This is a genomic window from Sphingomonas sp. DC5200-1 (genome assembly GCF_049897245.1).
In the GTDB taxonomy this organism is placed as follows: domain Bacteria; phylum Pseudomonadota; class Alphaproteobacteria; order Sphingomonadales; family Sphingomonadaceae; genus Sphingomonas; species Sphingomonas aquatilis.
Genome location: NZ_JAFCVW010000001.1, coordinates 635,209 through 652,850, shown reverse-complemented (window position 1 = coordinate 652,850; position 17,642 = coordinate 635,209). Strand labels below are relative to the sequence as shown.

19 protein-coding genes are annotated in these 17,642 nt (G+C 67.8%); 4 read left to right on the top strand and 15 right to left on the bottom strand.

Going from position 1 to position 17,642, the window contains the following annotated elements; genetic code table 11:
- Positions 1 to 7 precede the first annotated feature (7 nt).
- The 6 genes from ACP7A3_RS03045 to wecB all read right to left on the bottom strand — a co-directional run bounded on the left by ACP7A3_RS03045 (position 8) and on the right by wecB (position 6,314).
- Positions 8 to 1,228: a dihydroorotase gene (locus tag ACP7A3_RS03045; RefSeq protein WP_426254923.1), complete on the bottom strand. Its 1,221-nt coding sequence runs from the start codon at positions 1,226 to 1,228 to the stop codon at positions 8 to 10.
- Entirely contained in the window at positions 1,225 to 2,208 is a 984-nt protein-coding gene (locus ACP7A3_RS03040) for an aspartate carbamoyltransferase catalytic subunit (RefSeq protein ID WP_426254922.1), read from the bottom strand. The genes ACP7A3_RS03045 and ACP7A3_RS03040 overlap by 4 nt, the downstream gene beginning before the upstream one ends.
- A gap of 379 nt (positions 2,209 to 2,587) precedes the next feature.
- Positions 2,588 to 2,836 (bottom strand): hypothetical protein, encoded by a 249-nt coding sequence (locus ACP7A3_RS03035; protein ID WP_426254921.1) that lies wholly within the window; start codon positions 2,834 to 2,836, stop codon positions 2,588 to 2,590.
- Positions 2,837 to 3,048: 212 nt separating this feature from the next.
- Positions 3,049 to 3,810 (bottom strand): metallophosphoesterase family protein, encoded by a 762-nt coding sequence (locus ACP7A3_RS03030; protein ID WP_426254920.1) that lies wholly within the window; start codon positions 3,808 to 3,810, stop codon positions 3,049 to 3,051.
- Positions 3,811 to 3,895: 85 nt separating this feature from the next.
- A complete protein-coding gene (wecC, locus tag ACP7A3_RS03025) occupies positions 3,896 to 5,194 on the bottom strand; it encodes a UDP-N-acetyl-D-mannosamine dehydrogenase (RefSeq protein ID WP_426254919.1) in 1,299 nt (432 codons plus the stop codon).
- Entirely contained in the window at positions 5,178 to 6,314 is a 1,137-nt protein-coding gene (wecB, locus tag ACP7A3_RS03020) for a non-hydrolyzing UDP-N-acetylglucosamine 2-epimerase (protein ID WP_426254918.1), read from the bottom strand. Before wecB ends, wecC begins: the two co-directional genes overlap by 17 nt.
- An 87-nt stretch (positions 6,315 to 6,401) precedes the next feature.
- Between wecB and galU the strand changes: the two genes are divergently transcribed.
- Complete coding sequence (galU, locus tag ACP7A3_RS03015) at positions 6,402 to 7,271, top strand: UTP--glucose-1-phosphate uridylyltransferase GalU (protein WP_017978382.1); 870 nt, start codon at positions 6,402 to 6,404, stop codon at positions 7,269 to 7,271.
- A gap of 4 nt (positions 7,272 to 7,275) precedes the next feature.
- On the opposite strand, the gene ACP7A3_RS03010 is transcribed toward galU, so the two are convergent.
- From ACP7A3_RS03010 to ACP7A3_RS02975, 8 genes are read right to left on the bottom strand one after another with little or no spacing between them, the layout of a single operon-like run.
- Positions 7,276 to 8,028: a HesA/MoeB/ThiF family protein gene (locus ACP7A3_RS03010; RefSeq protein WP_426254917.1), complete on the bottom strand. Its 753-nt coding sequence runs from the start codon at positions 8,026 to 8,028 to the stop codon at positions 7,276 to 7,278.
- 22 nt (positions 8,029 to 8,050) lie between these two features.
- On the bottom strand, positions 8,051 to 8,446 hold the full coding sequence (locus tag ACP7A3_RS03005) for a hypothetical protein (protein WP_426254916.1): 396 nt from the start codon (positions 8,444 to 8,446) through the stop codon (positions 8,051 to 8,053).
- Positions 8,443 to 8,886: a dUTP diphosphatase gene (gene dut, locus ACP7A3_RS03000; RefSeq protein ID WP_294214820.1), complete on the bottom strand. Its 444-nt coding sequence runs from the start codon at positions 8,884 to 8,886 to the stop codon at positions 8,443 to 8,445. The genes ACP7A3_RS03005 and dut overlap by 4 nt, the downstream gene beginning before the upstream one ends.
- Before the next feature lie 48 nt (positions 8,887 to 8,934).
- The gene (locus tag ACP7A3_RS02995) at positions 8,935 to 9,318 is read right to left on the bottom strand and encodes a VOC family protein (protein ID WP_426254915.1); all 384 of its coding nucleotides are present in this window, start codon (positions 9,316 to 9,318) and stop codon (positions 8,935 to 8,937) included.
- A gap of 53 nt (positions 9,319 to 9,371) precedes the next feature.
- Complete coding sequence (gene coaBC / locus ACP7A3_RS02990; protein ID WP_426254914.1) at positions 9,372 to 10,553, bottom strand: bifunctional phosphopantothenoylcysteine decarboxylase/phosphopantothenate--cysteine ligase CoaBC; 1,182 nt, start codon at positions 10,551 to 10,553, stop codon at positions 9,372 to 9,374.
- Positions 10,550 to 11,692, bottom strand: coding sequence for a hypothetical protein (locus tag ACP7A3_RS02985; RefSeq protein ID WP_426254913.1), 1,143 nt, complete (start codon positions 11,690 to 11,692; stop codon positions 10,550 to 10,552). The genes coaBC and ACP7A3_RS02985 overlap by 4 nt, the downstream gene beginning before the upstream one ends.
- Positions 11,674 to 13,209, bottom strand: a complete 1,536-nt coding sequence (gene ubiB / locus ACP7A3_RS02980; protein WP_017978389.1) for a 2-polyprenylphenol 6-hydroxylase — start codon at positions 13,207 to 13,209, stop codon at positions 11,674 to 11,676. The genes ACP7A3_RS02985 and ubiB overlap by 19 nt, the downstream gene beginning before the upstream one ends.
- A 43-nt stretch (positions 13,210 to 13,252) precedes the next feature.
- Positions 13,253 to 13,999 carry a class I SAM-dependent methyltransferase gene (locus ACP7A3_RS02975; protein ID WP_426254912.1) on the bottom strand — a complete coding sequence of 249 codons (747 nt, stop codon included), beginning with the start codon at positions 13,997 to 13,999 and terminating at the stop codon, positions 13,253 to 13,255.
- Positions 14,000 to 14,056: 57 nt separating this feature from the next.
- Here ACP7A3_RS02975 and mutM point away from each other — a divergent pair, with 57 nt between their 5' ends.
- The 3 genes from mutM to dnaA all read left to right on the top strand — a co-directional run bounded on the left by mutM (position 14,057) and on the right by dnaA (position 17,231).
- On the top strand, positions 14,057 to 14,872 hold the full coding sequence (gene mutM / locus ACP7A3_RS02970) for a bifunctional DNA-formamidopyrimidine glycosylase/DNA-(apurinic or apyrimidinic site) lyase (RefSeq protein ID WP_426254911.1): 816 nt from the start codon (positions 14,057 to 14,059) through the stop codon (positions 14,870 to 14,872).
- Positions 14,873 to 15,111: 239 nt separating this feature from the next.
- Positions 15,112 to 15,375: a 30S ribosomal protein S20 gene (rpsT, locus tag ACP7A3_RS02965; protein ID WP_426254910.1), complete on the top strand. Its 264-nt coding sequence runs from the start codon at positions 15,112 to 15,114 to the stop codon at positions 15,373 to 15,375.
- A gap of 431 nt (positions 15,376 to 15,806) precedes the next feature.
- Positions 15,807 to 17,231, top strand: a complete 1,425-nt coding sequence (gene dnaA / locus ACP7A3_RS02960; protein ID WP_426254909.1) for a chromosomal replication initiator protein DnaA — start codon at positions 15,807 to 15,809, stop codon at positions 17,229 to 17,231.
- On the opposite strand, the gene ACP7A3_RS02955 is transcribed toward dnaA, so the two are convergent.
- Complete coding sequence (locus ACP7A3_RS02955) at positions 17,228 to 17,611, bottom strand: endonuclease domain-containing protein (RefSeq protein WP_426254908.1); 384 nt, start codon at positions 17,609 to 17,611, stop codon at positions 17,228 to 17,230. The two genes, dnaA and ACP7A3_RS02955, sit on opposite strands and share 4 nt — an antisense overlap.
- Between the last annotated feature and the right edge of the window lie 31 nt (positions 17,612 to 17,642).

Below are 17,642 nucleotides of genomic sequence, written 5' to 3'. Positions count from 1 at the left end.
GGGTCGCCTAGGCGATCTCGCGTCCGCCCTTCCACACGCGGAGCACGCGGCCCTGTACGGGCAGGCCGTCGAAGGGTGTGTTGCCTTCGGAGGCGAAGGCGGTGCCATCGACCTGCCACGGCGTTTCCGGATCGAACAGCATCAGGTCCGCCGGCTGCCCGGCGGCTAGCGTGCCCGTCTCCAGTCCCAGCACGCGCGCAGGGTTGACCGACAGCATCGCCAGCAGCCGTTCGAGCGGCAGCAGCCCGTCGCGTACCAGCATGAGCCCCAGCGGCAGCAACGTCTCCGCGCCCGCCATGCCGGCCGCCGAATCGACGAAGGGAAGGCGCTTGGCCTCCGGGCCGTGCGGATCGTGGCCCGAGCACAGCACGTCGATCGTCCCGTCCGCGATCGCGGCGCGGGCGGCCTGCCGGTCGCTCTCGCTGCGCAGCGGCGGGGAGACATGGGCGTAGGTACGGAAATCGCTCATCGCGATATCCGACAGATGCAGATGGGCGGGCGTGATGCCGCAGGTGACGCGGACCCCGCGGCGCTTGGCGGCGCGGATCAGGTCGAAGGCCGCAGCGGTGGTCGCCTGCCGGATGTGCAGCCGGGCGCCGGTTTCCTCCGCCAGCATCAGGTCACGCGCGACGGCCAAGGCTTCGGCGATCGCGGGGGCGGCGGGCAGGCCGTGCCGCGTCGCCGTCTCGCCATCGGTCGCGACGGCGCCCGCGGTCAATGCGCCATCCTCGGCATGGGCGACGACGGCGATGTCGAGGTCACGCGCGTAGGCGAGAACGCGCAGCATGACGCCCGAATCGGCGATCCAGCCGCGACCCGTGCCGACCGCACGCGCGCCCGCGGAGGCGCAGATCGCCATTTCCGCCATCTCGGCCCCGGCCAGACCGCGCGTTGCCGCGGCGATGGGGTGAATCCACAGGTCGGGCTTGCCGATCAGTGCGGCGCGCTGGACGATGCCGGGATCGTCCAGCACCGGATTGCCATCCGGCATCAGCGCGACGCGGACGATGCCGCCCGCCCGGAAGGCGGCGCGATCGATGCGGAATACGCCGAGGTCGACGATACCGGGGCTGAGCGTCTTGCCGCCGCAATCGACGATCGTCGCATCGGCGGGCACGTCGATCGTACCGCTGGCGACGATCGCGCCGTCGCGGACCAGCAGGCTGCCGTCGCGGACGCCGCCGGTGGGGCAGGCGAGGCGGGCGTTGATGAAGCCGATCACGCTCATGCCCAGCCCTCCACCTTGCGCGCGCGGCGGGTGAGGACGTCGAGGCAGGCCATGCGCACCGCCACCCCCATCTCCACCTGTTCGGTAATCGCCGATTGCGGCCCGTCCGCGACGCTCGAATCGATCTCGACACCGCGGTTCATGGGGCCGGGGTGCATGACCAACGCGTCGGGCAGCTGTGCGATTCGCTCCGGCGTCAGGCCGTAGCGGAGCCGATATTCGCGGCTCGACGGAATATAATCGCCTGCCATCCGCTCGTTCTGGACGCGCAGCATCATGACGACGTCGGCGCCGACCAGCGCCTTGTCGAAATCGGTGAAGGGGGTGACGCCCATCCGCTCGATCGCCCTGGGCATCAGCGTCGAGGGTGCGCAGACGCGGACCTCTGCGGCGAGCGCGGTGAGCGCGAGGATGTTCGATCGCGCGACGCGGCTGTGCAGCACATCGCCGCAGATCACCACGCGCTGGCCGGCGATGCTGCCGCGGCGGCGGCGGATGGTCAGCGCGTCGAGCAGCGCCTGCGTCGGATGTTCGTGGCGACCGTCGCCGGCGTTGAGCACCGGGCAGTCGACCTTATCCGCGATCAGCCGCACCGCGCCGCTCGCCATGTGGCGGATGACGATCACGTCGGCGCGCATGGCGTTCAGCGTCTGCGCGGTGTCGATCAGCGTTTCGCCCTTCTTCACGCTTGATTGCGCGGCGTGCATGTTGACGACGTCCGCACCCAGGCGCTTGCCCGCGATTTCGAAGCTGAGCAGCGTGCGCGTGCTGTTTTCAAAGAAGGCGTTGATCTGCGTCAGGCCGTCGAGGCGCTTGTCGGGCGCCGCATGGTTGCGGTTCGCCGCGATCCAGGTTTCCGCTTCGTCGAGCAGAAAGGCGATCTCATGCGGCTGAAGGCCGTCGATGCCGGTCAGGTGCCGGTGCGGAAAAACGGCGCCGCCCGGAAGCTGGGCGGCGGGGCTGTGATCGGAGGCTTGCATCAAGTCGCCCGGTTAGCGGGCGCGCGGGGCAGGAGCAACCGGGAAGGGCGCGTACTCACATCATCACGATAACCCGCCGCCATGGGCTAGAGCCGGATGACATATAGAACCGGTCGTGCTGGTGAGCAGGCCGCCGAGCCCCCCAGGCTCGGCTGAAACCATCCGGGGGATGATTTCACCTGGCTCACTGTCGAAGCACAGGTGCCCGCAAGCGCCGACCTCGCCTGTGGCGCCCTGCCTTTCAACAGGCTCAGGGCGAACGGAGAAGGGGGATGAACGCCATGTCATCACGCACTAGCCGCGAACCGGGCGGCAGACGGCGGGCAAAAAAATAGCGGCCCGAAGACCGCTATTTCCCAACCGAAGTTGTCACAGCAACTTAGTTGCTGTCGGCCTTGCCGCTGTTGTCGTCAGCGACGACGACGATGCCAGCAGCCACGGCAGCGACCGCCAGAACGGCGATCAGGATGCCGCCACCGGCCAGCTCGTTCTTCTTGCCCGACACCGAACCGGTGCGGATCGACTTGGCGACCGACAGGCTCGCCGCCGGGTTCGCCGGAGCGGCAACCGCCGGAGCAACAGCCATCGTCGCGGCCGCAGCGGCCATCAGATACTTCCCAAGACGCATAAAAACTCCCTCTTCATGTTCGTCACGGTCGCCCTGCCATAAACAGGTAAACAAGACAACCACTCACGCCGGCCGTTTACGCTCGCGGACAGCATTTCATACGACACCGGATGATGCCGTCTCCGCGGTCATAGCAGGGGTCGGTCCGGCATGACCCCCCCCATATGCCGCGCCAACAACGCCTGACCGGGCCAGAGTATCCCTTCAGCCCGTCAGCCGACCTGCACGGTCCAGCGCTCGGTGCCCTCCAGTCCCAGCGCGGTCAGTCGGCCGGTCTGGTAGGCGCCCGTATCGACGCCGATGCGATAGCCCTGCACGTCCAAGTCTTCGCTGATCGTGTGGCCGTGGACGATCACCTTTTCCAGCGGGCCGTTGTGATCGAGGAACGGCTTGCGAATCCAGCGCAGGTCGGCACTGCGCTGGGCCGACAGATCGGTATCGGGGCGGACGCCGGCGTGGACGAAGGCATAGTCGCCGATGACGATCAGGTCTTCGAATCGCTCGAAGAACGCCTGATGCTCGGCCGGCACATGGCGCTGCATCGCCTGATGCAGCTCGTCATAGTCCATTCGGTCGTATTCGGTGGAATCGACGCCGTAGCTCAGGATCGTCTCGCGCCCGCCGATGCGGCAGAACATGCGCAGCGCCTTGGGGTCGCCCTTCAGCGCGTCGAGGAACACCTCTTCGTGATTGCCGAGCAGGAACCGGGTGGCGGGGCGGTCTGCGGCCAGGCGGTACAGCCGCTCGATGACACCCGCCGAGGCCGGGCCGCGATCGACCAAGTCGCCGAGGAAGATCAACGTCGTTCGCGTGCGCCCGCGCGCCGCGTCGTCCGCGTCGATCGCGGTGAGCAGGCGGCTCAGCTGGTCGTCGCAGCCATGGATATCGCCCACCGCATAGACGCGTTCGCCATCCGGGATCGCAGGAGTGGGAGCGGCCGCCGCGCGGCGCCCCTGAAGCAACTTTTTGAGCATGAAATCCCGTCAGTCGAGCAGGCAGGGCAGATAGGGCGCCGCATCGGTGGCGGCAACACCCTGAACCGCGCCTGACGGGCGGTGCCTACCCGGCGAGGCGGAGCGCGTCGCGCGCCGATCGGGGGGCGGGCTGGTCCGGCCAGATGCCGCGTGTATCGAGCACCAGCTTGTCGGCGCGCTCCTCCAGCGGCACTGATCGGAACACGTCATGATCGACCAGCACGATCATGATCGGGCAGGCATCGATGGCCGCGTCGATGTCGATCAGCGTCGCGCCATGGGCTTCCAGCGCGGGGGGCAGGCGGTCGGCATAGGGTTCGACGATCCTCACGCGCGCACCGAACCGTTCGCTGAGCGCCTGCGCGACGCGGAGCGCCGGGCTCTCGCGGAAGTCGTCGATATTCGCCTTGAACGCGAGGCCCAGGCACGCCACCGGCGCGCCGGGATGCGCCTCGATCAGCGCCGCGGCCTGGGCGATGACGTGATCGGTCTTGCCGTCGTTGACCAGCCGCGCGGTGCGGATCAGCGGCGTGTTGGCGGGATCGGCATGGACCAGGAACCAGGGATCGACCGCGATGCAATGGCCGCCCACGCCGGGGCCGGGTTGCAGGATATTGACGCGCGGATGGCGGTTGGCGAGGCGGATCACCTCCCACACGTCGACGCCCATCGTATCGGCGACGAGGCTCAGTTCGTTGGCGAAGGCGATATTGACGTCGCGGAAGGCGTTTTCGGTGAGCTTCGTCATCTCCGCCGCGCGGGCATTGGTGGTGACGCACGCACCGCGGACGAAGCGGCGGTAGAAGGTCAGCGCCTTGCGGGCGCAGCGCGGGGTGATGCCGCCGATCACGCGATCGTTGTCGATGAGTTCGACGAGAATGCGGCCGGGCAGCACGCGTTCCGGGCAATAGGCGATGGCGACGTCGGCGGCTTCGCCGGCGCGGCCGGGCACGCGCAGGTCGGGGCGCAATTGGGCGAGCAGGTCGCGGACTCGCTCGGTCGTCCCGACCGGCGACGTCGATTCGAGGATTACCGTATCGCCCGCTTTCAGCACGGCGGCGATCGTCGTCGCCGCGTCGAGCACGAAGCGGATGTCGGGCGCGTGATCGTCCGCGAAGGGCGTCGGCACCGCGATGACGAAGACGTCCGCCGGCTCGATCGTCAGCGAGGCGCGCAGCGATCCGCGGGCGACCACGCCGGAGACGAGGCCGTCCAAGTCAACCTCCTCGATATGCACGCGGCCCGAATTGACCGTCTCGACCACCGATGGCGTGACGTCGACGCCCAGCACGCGCGCGCCGGTGCGCGCGATCACGGCGGCGGTGGGCAAGCCAATATAGCCCAGCCCCAGGACGACGACCTTCAATTCAGAGTCCGAAACCATCGGCGATGATCCTTGCGATCCGGCTGCTGGCATGACCGTCGCCGAACGGATTGTGGGCGCGGGCCATGGCGGTATAGGCCGCCTTGTCGTCGAGAAGGGTGAACACTTCGGAAACGATGCGCGCTTCGTCGGTGCCGACGAGGCGCGCGGTGCCCGCCGCAACCCCTTCCGGCCGCTCGGTCGTGTCGCGCATCACCAGCGCGGGTTTGCCGAGTGCGGGTGCTTCCTCCTGCACGCCGCCCGAGTCGGTCAGTGCGATCGTGCAGGCGTCGAGCGCGCGGATGAAATGCGGATAATCGAGCGGCGCGATCCGCGCGACGTTCGGGGCGGCGGGCAAAATGGCGTCCATGACGGCCGCGACATTGGGATTGGGGTGCATCGGAAAAAGCACGGCGACATCCGGCCGTTCCGCAATCCGCGCGATCGCCCGCCCGATCGCCGCCATGCCATCGCCGAAATTCTCGCGGCGATGCGTCGTGACCAATACGATCCGCTTGCCGGCGAAGCGCGCGAGCAGGGTGGCAAGATCGCTGGCGAGGTCCGGCTGTTTGGTGATGCGCGCGCGCGTCCAGTGCAGCGCGTCGATCACGGTGTTGCCCGTGACATGGACGCCCTCCGTCACATTCTCGCGCGCCAACGCTGCCGCCGCCGTCTCGGTCGGCGCGAAGTGCAGGTCGGCGATCGGCGCGACGATGCGACGGTTCACCTCTTCGGGCCAGGGATGATAGATATTGCCGGAGCGTAGCCCGGCCTCGACGTGCGCGACGGGAATCTTGCGATAATAGGCTGCCAGCGCTCCCACCATGGCGGTCGCGGTATCGCCCTGGACGATGACGCGGTTGGGGGCGACGCGATCCATTACCTCGCCCAGCGCGGTCAGGAGGCGCGCGGTCAGCCGGTCGAGCGACTGGCCCGGCTCCATGAGGTCGAGGTCGACATCCGGGGTGAGGCCTGCGATCGCCAGCACCTGATCGAGCAAGCCCCGATGCTGCGCGGTCACGCAGGTGACGACGTCCATGCCATCGACCTGTTGCAGCGCCTGGACGACCGGGAACAATTTGATCGCTTCCGGGCGGGTGCCGAAGATGACCAAAGTTCGGGGGCGGCTTGTCGTAGTCATTGCCGAAGGTTAGTGCGGCGCCCGTTAACAAGCGAGTAAACGTTGGCGCCGTTTTTCTGCGGCGTCATGCCGGATTTAGGGGCACTGATGACGATCAAGCGCGTACGCAAGGCGATTTTCCCGGTCGCAGGCCTCGGCACCCGGTTCCTGCCGGCGACCAAGGCGATGCCGAAGGAGATGCTGACGGTCGTCGACAAGCCACTGATTCAATATGCGGTGGACGAGGCGCTCGAGGCGGGGATCGAGCAGATCATCTTCGTCACGGGCCGCGGCAAGCACGCGCTCGAAGACCATTTCGACATCGCCTACGAACTGGAAGACACGATGCGCGCGCGGGGCAAGAGCCTCGAGATCGTCGATGGCACGCGCATGAAGCCGGGCAGCCCGGTCTATATCCGCCAGCAGGAGCCTCTAGGTCTCGGCCACGCTGTCTGGTGCGCGCGCGAGATCGTCGGCAACGAGCCGTTCGCGGTTTTGCTGCCCGACGAATTGATGGTCGGCACGCCGGGCTTCGTCGCCCAGATGGTCGCGGCCTATGACAAGGTCGGCGGCAATATCGTCGGTGCGTTGGAAGTGGCGGACAGTGAGACGGACAAGTATGGAATCATTTCGCCGGGCAAGGTCGATGGGCGGCTGACCGAGGTCACGGCGCTGGTCGAAAAGCCGGCGAAGGGCACCGCCCCTTCCAACCTGATGATTCCCGGCCGCTATATCCTGCAGCCGGAAGTGATGCGCATCCTGGAGCGGCAGGAAAAGGGCGCAGGTGGCGAGATCCAGCTGACCGACGCGATGGCGCAGCTGATCGGGCAGCAGCCGTTCCACGGCTTCACCTTCGATGGCGCGCGTTACGATTGCGGGGACAAGGCGGGTTATATCCAGGCGAACCTCGCGCTCGCGCTGGCGCGGCCGGACATCGGCCCGGCGGTGCGCAGTTTCGCGCAGATGCTGCTCGGCTGATCCGTCAGCCGCCGCAGGTGCGGCAACCGGGGTCCTTGGGGAGCGACAGGGTACGGAAGCGCAGGTCGAGCGTGTCGGCGAGCAGCAGCTTGCCGGCCGCGTCCGTGCCAAAGGGGTGTAGGGCGCGCAATACCTCGAGCGCGGCCAAGCTGCCGATCATGCCGGCCATCGGCCCCAACACGCCGTCTTCGGAGCAACTGACGCCCGCGCGTTCGGGATCGTCGCCGACGAAGCAGCGATAACAGGGCTTGTCCGCTTCCCAGCCACGGAACACGCCGAGCTGTCCGTCGAACTGGCCGATTGCCGCCGACACCAGCGGCACGCGTGCGGCGTAAGCGGCGTCCGCTACGGCCAGCCGCGTCGCGAAATTGTCGCAGCCGTCCAGAACGACGTGCGCGTCCGCGACCAGGGGTGCGATTGAGGTGGCATCGATCCGCTGGCACACCGCATGCGCCTCGACATGCGGGTTGAGCCGCCGGGCGGCGGCGACGGCGGTCTCGGCCTTCCGATGGCCGATGTCCCCGGTCGTGTAGATCGTCTGGCGTTGCAGGTTGGACAGATCGACCGAATCGTCGTCGACGATCGTCAGCGTGCCGATCCCGGCGGCGGCGAGATATTGGATCGCAGGCGAGCCGATCCCCCCCGCGCCGATCACCAGCACGTGCGCTTGTTTCCAGCGCTGCTGACCCGCGCCCCCCACGTCCTTCAGGATGATATGGCGGGCGTAGCGGGTGAGTTCGGCGTCCGACAGGATCACGCGGAGCGGCTCGACCGGCGCGTCATTGCGGCCATGAGAAGGTCAGGCTGGTGCGATACCAGTTGCCGGGATCGACCGTGCCGACGGGCGTGCCGTTGCGCATCATGCTCGACACGAGGCCGGCGGAATATTGCTCGACCGATGGGCAACCGATGGCGCGGGGGACGATGCGTCGCGGCTGGGACGCCGCGGAGAACAAGACCGCGAGATCGACCTTGAGCGTCCAGCCCGCGGCTGTCTGGATCGCGGCGGTGCATCGGCCGGCCTGCACTTCGCTCCGCACGAACGCGGACAGGGTCATGCCATCATCGACAGCCCGGGCGAAGGGCAGCGGTCGCAAGGTGCTCCAATCCTGCGGCGGCATCGGTGCGGGCGATGCCACGGCAAGCTGCGCTGCAAGGAACCATGCGATCATCATCGTCCGGTGGACCCGAATCCTCCGCTGCCCCGCGCAGTATCCTCCAAAATTTCAACACTTTCCAGTGCCGCGCGCTGGACGGGGGCGGGCACGATCTGCGCGATCCGGTCGCCGCGTGCGATCGGGAACGGGGCGTCGCCCAGATTGATCAGGATCACCTTCACTTCGCCGCGATAATCGCTGTCGATCGTGCCCGGCGTGTTGAGACAGGTGATGCCGTGTTTCAGCGCGAGCCCCGATCGCGGGCGCACCTGCACCTCGAAGCCTTCGGGAATCGCGAACGCGAAGCCGGTCGCGACCGCCGCCCTTGCGCCGGGCGCCAGGGTCAATGCCTCGGCCGCCACGACGTCCATGCCCGCGGCGCCATCGGTGGCATAAGCGGGCAGGGGAAGGCCTTCGCCATGGGGTAGGCGTTGGATGCGGATGGTCATGGCGGTCATGGCGTCGCTCTTAGCGCCCCGGCGCGGGGCTTGTCGAATGTGGCACGATCAGCCGTTGTGGACGATGGCCAGCTTGTTGCCCGTCGGATCGCGCAGATAGGCCGCATACCAATCGGGACCGTAATGCTCGCGATGGCCGGGCGCGCCCTCATCCTGCGCGCCATGCGCCATCGCCACCGCGTGAAAGGCGTCGACCTCGTCGCGCGTCCGTGCGCCGAACGCCATCATCGTGCCGTTGCCCGCGGTTGCCGGCGCTCCGTCGAAGGGCTTGCAGATCCACAGCGTCAGGCCGTCGCCGCTGCCACCCGCCGAATAGCCGCGCCAATCGGGAAAGCTGGCATGCGCCGACCAGCCGATCGTCGCCAGCACGGCATCGTAGAAAGCATGCGCCACGTCGGTATCGGCGGCACCCAGCGTCACGTACGGGTTCATGCGTCGTCTCCCGTTGTGTCAGGGGGAGAGGCTATCAAACGAATCGGAACGTATCAAGAACGGATAAGCGCATCGGCGATGCGGTCTGCGATCCGGAGCGCGACCGCGTCCTTGCCCATCCGTTCCCACGACTCGACGCCCTGGGCCGTCACCAGATGCACGGTATTGGCATCACCACCGAAGACATCGCCCGACACGTCGTTGGCGACGATCCAGTCGGCCCCCTTGCGATCGCGCTTGGCGCGGGCGTGGTCGATGACCTGTTCGGTCTCTGCCGCGAAGCCGACGACGAGACGGGGGCGGTTCGGCCCTTGCGCCACCGTGGCGAGAATATCGACATTCTCGGTCAGGGTGAGCGCAGGCGGGGCGTTGCCCTTCTTGACCTTCTGCGGCGCGGCTTCGACGCGCCAGTCGGCGACCGCGGCGACCATCACCGCGGCATCGGCGGGGAGTGCGGCCATCACCGCGTCCGCCATATCCTGTGCCGACACCACGTCGACGCGGCTGACGCCCTCCGGCGTGGCGAGTTCAACCGGGCCCGCCACCAGCGTCACTTCGGCCCCCAGTGCCGCAAGCGCACCGGCGATGGCGAAGCCTTGCTTCCCGGACGAGCGATTGGCGATGTAGCGTACCGGATCGATCGCCTCATGCGTCGGTCCCGCGGTGACGAGGATATGGCGCCCGGAAAGGCGCGTATCGGCCGGGGCGAGCGCGCGGTCGATGGCGGCGGCGATCGCTTCGGGTTCGGGCAGGCGACCGGGGCCATATTCGCCGCAGGCCATCGCGCCTTCGTCGGGTTCAAGCACCGTGATGCCGTCGCGGCGCAACTGCGCGACGTTGCGCGACGTGGCGGGATGCTGCCACATCCTCACGTTCATGGCGGGCGCGGCGAGAACGTGGGTATCGGTTGCCAGAAGCAGCGTGGTCGCGAGATCGTCGGCGATCCCCGCCGCCATGCGCGCGATCAGGTCGGCGGTCGCGGGGGCGACGACGATCAGGTCGGCCTGGCGGCTGAGCTGGATATGGCCCATCTCCGCCTCGTCCTTCAGGTCCCACAGGCTGGTGTAGACCTGATCCTCGCTGAGCGCCGCCAGCGTCATCGGCGTGACGAAATGGCTCGCGCCCTCCGTCATCACGCAGCGCACCGCATGGCCGCGCTTCCTGAGCAGGCGGATCAGCTCGCACGCCTTGTACGCGGCGATGCCGCCGCCGACGATCAGGAGGACACGTTTCATCGCACGATCCTTTTCACCGTGATCCGCCGCCGGTCGAACACGGCGCTCGACAGGTCTCGCAGCGCATCGGGCACGAAGATGAGGCCGACGAGCAGTAGCGGCGCGATCAGCAGGCCCCAATAGAAGGTGTCGAGCCGCCCGAAGACGCTCAGCACCAACGCATAGCCGCTGAGCAGGACGACGATCCGCAGGCCCAGCCCCGTATGCCACGCCGCCCAGCCGAACAGCGACAGGCCGACGAGAGGGGCCGCCAGCCACATCGGCAACAGCGCCAGCCCCGTCGACAGCGTCATCGTCCGCACGAAGAAGCCGAAGCCGAGTTGTCCCGACCATCCCTGCGACACGGGATCGAGCGGGCGGATGAAGGCGGCGACGGCATGCGCATGGAGGGCCAGGACCGCGGCGAGCAGCACGCAGGCGATGGCCCAGCCGATCGCCTCACGCCCGCGTCCCTCGACCAGCGCCATCGCCAGCATGACGATGAGGTACAGCCCCGCCGTCTCGCGGATCACCGCGGCGGCAAGCCCGATGGCGATGGCGGGCAGCGGATCGCGGCTGCGGTAGAGCGCGAGCGACAGCGCCAGGAGAAGGCCGGCCCAGATTTCGTGGAAGGCGGACAGGCTCGGCTGAACGAAGGGGATCAGCCCCGCGGCGAGCAGCATCATCGCGACGATCCGCGGCGGAAGGCGCGTGAATACGCCGCGCAGCCGCACCCACCAGGCGACGACGACGGTCGCCGCCAGCAGATCGAGCAGCACCAGTACAAGAGGTCCGGGCAGGGCTGCTTCCACCACGGCGAGCGTCGGCAGTCGCACGGTGACGAAGGGCCGCAGCGGGTAGTCGCCCGCACGCATCGCGTCTATCGCGGCAGGATAATAAGATGCGCCGTGGCGCACCGTCTCGACGATGCCATCGTACAAGGCGATGTCGGTCTGACCGTCGGTGGCCCGCGCGCCGTCGGTCGCCGCGGCCGGAACGGGCGTTGCGAAGACCAGCAGCGTCGCGAGGAGCAGGCCGACGAGCGCGACCACCACCAACCAGGCATCGCGCACGTTCAGCCCGGCAAAGCGCGACGGGCGCGCGATCCAGAGCGGGACGAGCGGCCGGCGCAGCATCGGCGTCAGTGCAGCACCAGCCATGTCGCCGCCACACTGGCGCAGGCGGTCAGCACGGCGACCGCGGCATAGCGCCAGCCGCCGCCGATGCGCACGACCTCGATCTCGCGCAGCGGGGGGGCGGGGGGCTCGCCGCCGGGGGCGGGGTAGCGCGCCTCGATCCGGCGGATCAGTTCTGGCAGGCCGGCGATGGTGCGCACGTCCTGGATCAGGCGATCCGCGATCGCGGCTTCGGGGCCGAGTTCGGTGCGGATCCATTCGCGCACGAACGGCGCGGCCGATTCCCACAAATTGATATCGGGGTCGAGGCTGGTCGCCACGCCCTCCACCATCACCATCGTCTTCTGGAGCAGCAGCAGGTGCGGCTGCGTCACCATGTCGAAATCGCGGGTGATGCTGAACAGGCCGTCGAGCATCATGCCGATCGACATGTCCTTCACCGGCAGTCCGCGCATCGGTTCGCCCACGGCGCGCAGCGCGGTCGCGAACTCGGCGACATTGTGGTGTGCGGGAACATAGCCCGCCTCGAAATGGATTTCGGCGACGCGCTTATAATTGCCGGTGATCAGGCCGTAGAGGATTTCGGCCAGCCACACCCGCGCCCGCCGGTCGATCCGGCCCATGATGCCGAAATCGATCGCGGCGATCTTGTCGCCGGGCAGGGCGAACAGATTGCCCTGGTGCATGTCGGCGTGGAAGAAGCCCTCGGCGATCGCCTGGCGCAGGAATGCCTGTACCAAGGTGTTGGCGAGCTTCTTGACGTCATAGCCGGCGTCGATCAGCGCCTGTCGGTTCGACAGCTTGATGCCGTCGATCCATTCCATCGTCAGCACGCGCGTCGAGGAGCGCTGCCAGTCGATCGCGGGGACGACGAAATCGGGTTCCGCGGTCATCGCCTCGGCGAGTTCGGAGGCGGAGGCGGCTTCGCGCTGGAAGTTGAGCTCGCGCAGCGTCCAGCGGCGGAAATTCTCGACCGTCAGGCGCGGGCGCAGGCGCTTGGCCTCGCCGCCGAGCCCTTCGAGCTGTGCGGCGGCCCATTGATAGGTGTCGATGGCGCGGGTGAAATCCGCCTCGACGCCCGGGCGCAGCACCTTCACCGCGACCTGCCGTCCATCGGTTGTGATCGCGCGATGGACCTGTGCGATCGACGCGGCACCGACGGGGGTTTCGTCGATCTGGGCGAAGACGGCGCTCGGCGGGCGGCCGAGACTGGCCTCCATTGCGGCGCAGATCGTGTCGAAGGGGACGGGGGGCAGCTGATCCTGCAGGCGCAGCAGGTCGTTGGCCGCGACGTCGCCGACGAGGTCCGGTCGGGTCGCGAGCGTCTGGCCGAGCTTGATCGCGGCGGGGCCGATCGCCTGGAAGGCATCGGCGTAGCGCGGCGTCGCCGGCACCCGCGCGCCGAAGCGGGCGACGCGGGCGAGGCGGCGGACGGGGGCAGGCGTGTTGCGGTCCTGCTCGATCCCGCGCAGCGCGCCGTGGCGCGCCAGGATGCGGCCCCACTTCAGCAGTCGCCAGATATGGACGACGGAGGTCGTCACGCGAGCGCTCCTCCCGCTCGGGAGGAGCATGGCCGGTACGCCATCAAATCTTCCAGCCCGAATGGATCGCGACGAGGCCGCCCATGATCGGCTCCACCTTCGTCCGCACGAAGCCGGCGTCGGCGATCATGCCCTTGAACGTCGGCATGTCGGGGAAGCGGCGGATCGATTCGATCAGATAGCGATAGCTGTCGGCATCCTGCGCCAGCAGCTGGCCGAGCTTGGGCACCAATTTGTGCGAATAGCCGTCGTAGACTTCCTTGAACCCCGGCCAGGTCGTGGTCGAGAATTCGAGGCAGAAGAAGCGACCGCCACGGCGCAGCACGCGATGCGCCTCGCGCAACGCCTTAGGGATATCGGTGACGTTCCGGATGCCGAAGGCGATGGTGTAGGCGTCGAAGAACCGGTCCGGGAAGGTCAGGGTCTCGGCGTTCGCCTCGGTCCACACGAGGCTGTCGAGCCCGCGCTTGGCCGCGCGTTCCATGCCGACCGCGAGCATATCGGGGTTGATGTCCGCGACCGTCACCGACGCGCCCGATTCCGCGATGCGGAACGCGATGTCGCCGGTGCCGCCCGCCATGTCGAGCACCTGCTCGCCCTCGCGCGGTTGCAGACGGCGGACGAAGCGGTCCTTCCACAGCCGGTGCATGCCCCCTGACATGGCGTCGTTCATCAGGTCGTAGTTCTTGGCGACGCTGGAGAAGACGCCGCCGACGCGGGCGGTTTTTTCGTCCGGCGCGACATCTTCGTAGCCGAAGGAGACGGTTCCGGTGGGGGCGGTATCGGTCATGCCACCCGCCCTAGCCGTGGCTTGTGGCGGGAGCAAACGCTACCTAGCTTTGGCGGCGTGCCAGAGCTTCCCGAAGTCGAAACCACCGTTCGCGGGCTGACCCCCGTGCTCGCCGGTCAGCGCCTGACCCATGTCGAGCCGCGCCGTGCCGATCTGCGCAAGGCGATCCCCGTCGACCTGCGCCAGCGGCTGACGGGCGCGATGGTGACGGCGCTGGGGCGGCGGGCCAAATACGGGCTGGTCGATACCGATCGCGGCGATACGCTGATCTTCCACCTCGGCATGTCGGGGCGCTGGCGCGTCGATCCGGCCGAGCGACTCGCGCACGACCATCTGCTGATCGAGACGGGGGAGGGGCGCAGCCTGGCGCTCAACGATGCGCGGCGATTCGGTTTCCTCGATCTGTGGGAGACCGCGGCGATCGACGCGTATCCGCCCTTTGCGGCGATGGGGCCGGAGCCGCTGGGGGAGGGCTTTACCGGCGCGTATCTGCACGACGTGTTGCAGGGCCGCGCGGCGCCGATCAAGGCGATGCTGCTCGACCAGCGGATCGTGGCGGGCCTCGGTAACATTTATGTGTGCGAAGCGCTGCACGTCGCCCGGATATCGCCGACGCGGCCGGCGGGGCAGATTTCTGTGAAGCGACTCGAGGCGCTGACCGTGGCGGTGCGGGACGTGTTGCTCGCGGCGATCGAGGCCGGCGGATCGACGCTGCGCGACTATGCCCGGCCGGACGGCGAGCTGGGGTATTTCTCCAAGCAATTCCTGGTCTATGGCCGCGAGGGTGAGCCGTGCGCGTGCGGCGGGACGGTGCAGCGCCGGGTGGATAGCGGGCGGTCGACCTTTTATTGTCCCAAGTGTCAGAAACACTGACGCCACTTTATTCGTCATCCCGGCGGATGCCGGGATCCATGGTGGCGATGTCCATGAGGCGGGGGCGCATCGTTGGCGGCGCTCAGTCCATGGATCCCGGCGTGCGCCGGGATGACGAAAGAGGGGTGAAACGGTTGACCCCGCCTCCCGCAATCGCTAAGGGCGCTGCCTTCGAGACGGCGTAGGGTGTTCCCGGCGCCTCTTTCACACTGACCACATTACTCGCAAGGACGTACCGAATGGCGAATACGCCGCAAGCCAAGAAGCGCATCCGTCGCAACGCACGCCGCGCCGAAATCAACGGCAACCGCGTCGGCCGCATCCGGACCTTCGTCAAGAAGGTCGAGTCGGCGCTTGCTTCGGGCGACAAGGCTGCGGCGGCCACGGCGCTGTCGGCCGTCCAGCCGGAGCTGGCCCGTGGCGTCGCCAAGGGCGTGCTGCACAAGAACACCGCGAGCCGCAAGTTCGCGCGTCTGACCAAGGCCGTGACCGCGCTCGCCTGAGCCGTCCTTCACGTCCGCAAATCAGCCCGTCGGGACCATCCCGGCGGGCTTTTTTGATGCCCGAAATGGATGGGTTTGGAACGAAAAGTGAAAGGCAGGACTCACCGCGATTCGTGCCTCGAGTCCGTCGTCCCTGCGGCTCCGGCGGCGTGCATTAATGCTGCAATATCAACGGCTTATAAGATTTCCGAACGCATTTCCGCGGGCGGAGGGCTGTCAATCCTCTTTATTTCAGGAATGTGACCTGCGGGGGGCTTGATCGACTCGGGCAAGGCTTCATAACTCGCCTTCACCGCGGCGCCGTTCTGGGCCAGCGGGGACTTGAACAGCGTGGGCATGCCGAACGGCCGGTGGTCGTAAGGGGGATCTGTCTGTCTGAACTACAGCCACTGGGGTGACACGCGTCGCTTCCGGTAACGAAGGGGCGTGCGTTGAACGATCGGCAGGTAGCGGCGGTGACGGAGAGCGAGGCGCAACGCGCCTGGGCGCGCGTCCGCAGCAACCTGCGCGAATCGGCCGGTGCGCGGTTGTTCGAACAGTGGCTGAAGCCGATGGAGCTGATCGAGGACGGTGATCCCGACGCGATCCGCCTCGCGCTGCCATCCGCCTTCATGACCAACTGGGTCCGCAACCATTATGCGGACCGGCTGATGCTGGAATTCCGCACGCTGTTGCCGGGCGTGCGCAGCGTGTCGATCGAGACGCGCGTGGCGGCCCCGGCGGTGAAGCTGGTTGCCGAGGCGCCTGCGCCCCCCGCGCCGCAGCCCGCCGCGGTGCTGCCGTTCGTGCAGCCGGCCCCCGCCGTCGTCGCCGGCGACGCACTGCGTGCCGAGCGACCATCGCTCGATCCGCGCTTCACCTTCGATCGCTTCGTCGTCGATGCGGCGAATCGCGTCGCCTTCAATGCCGCGCGTGCGCTGGCCGAACCGGGCGTGCCGCGGTTCAGCCCACTGTTCCTCCATTCGGGGACGGGGCAGGGCAAGACGCACCTGATGCACGCGATCGGCCATGCGTTTCTGGCGCAGCATCCGGACGCGACCGTGCTGTGCATGTCGGCCGAACGCTTCATGTTCGATTTCGTCAGCGCGCTGCGCGCGCGCGACACGCACGCCTTCAAGCAGCGTCTGCGCAGCGCCGACCTGCTGCTGATCGACGACCTGCAGTTCATCGCGGGCAAGGATTCGACGCAGGAAGAGTTCTTCCACACGATCAACGAGATCATGGGGGCGGGCCGGCGCCTCGTCATCTCCGCCGATCGCTGCCCACAGGCGTTGGACGGCGTCGAGGCGCGGATCATCAGCCGCATGTCGGTGGGCCTCGTCGCCGACATCAAGGCGCCCGACCTCACGTTGCGCCGTGCCATACTGGACAGGAAACTCGCAGACCTGCCCGAGGCAAAGGTTCCCGCAGAGGTGCTCGACCTGCTGGCCGCGCGCATCCACGCCAACATCCGCGAGCTGGAAGGCGCGCTGAACCGCGTCATCGCCTATGCGCAGCTGACCGGCGACCGTATCGACCTGGATTTCGCGCTGACGACGCTGGGCGACGTGCTGCGCGGGGCGCAGCGGCGGGTGACGATCGACGAGATCCAGAAGCTCGTCAGCCAGCATTTCGAGCTGAAGCCGCTCGACTTGGTGTCGGCGCGCCGCAGCCGCGCCGTCGCTCGCCCGCGTCAGATCGCCATGTACCTGGCCAAGCGCCTGACGACGCGCTCGCTGCCCGAGATCGGCCGCAAGTTCGGTGGGCGCGACCATTCGACCGTCATCCACGCGGTGCGCAAGATCGAGGAATTGCGCGATCAGGACCGCGATATCGATGCGGCGGTGCGGACGCTGATGCGGGAATTGGAAGCTTAGGTCCTCCCCTCCCTGGACGGGAGGGGCCGGGGGTGGGTGGCCGCTTGCGCTACCGCCGCAAGGATCGCGGCATAGACCCCGTCGAGGTTATCCAGCACATCGCCGTTCCAGAAGCGGAGGATCGTCCAGCCGTGCGCCGCGAGGTAGGCGGTGCGGGCTTCGTCGCGTTCGATCTGTTCACCGTGGTGACCGCCGTCGAGCTCGATACCGATCTTGAGCTGTCGGCACGCGATGTCGATGACGTAATGGCTGACCAGCAGCTGGCGCGTGAAGCGGGGCCGGTGATCTCGGATGGAGCCCCAGAGGCGACGCTCGGCCGGCGTGGGGTCGCGGCGCAATTGCCGGGCGATGGCACGCAGTTCCGGGGGTGTTCGCTGCATGGGTGGGGAGCCTACCCGCGCTCAGTGCAAG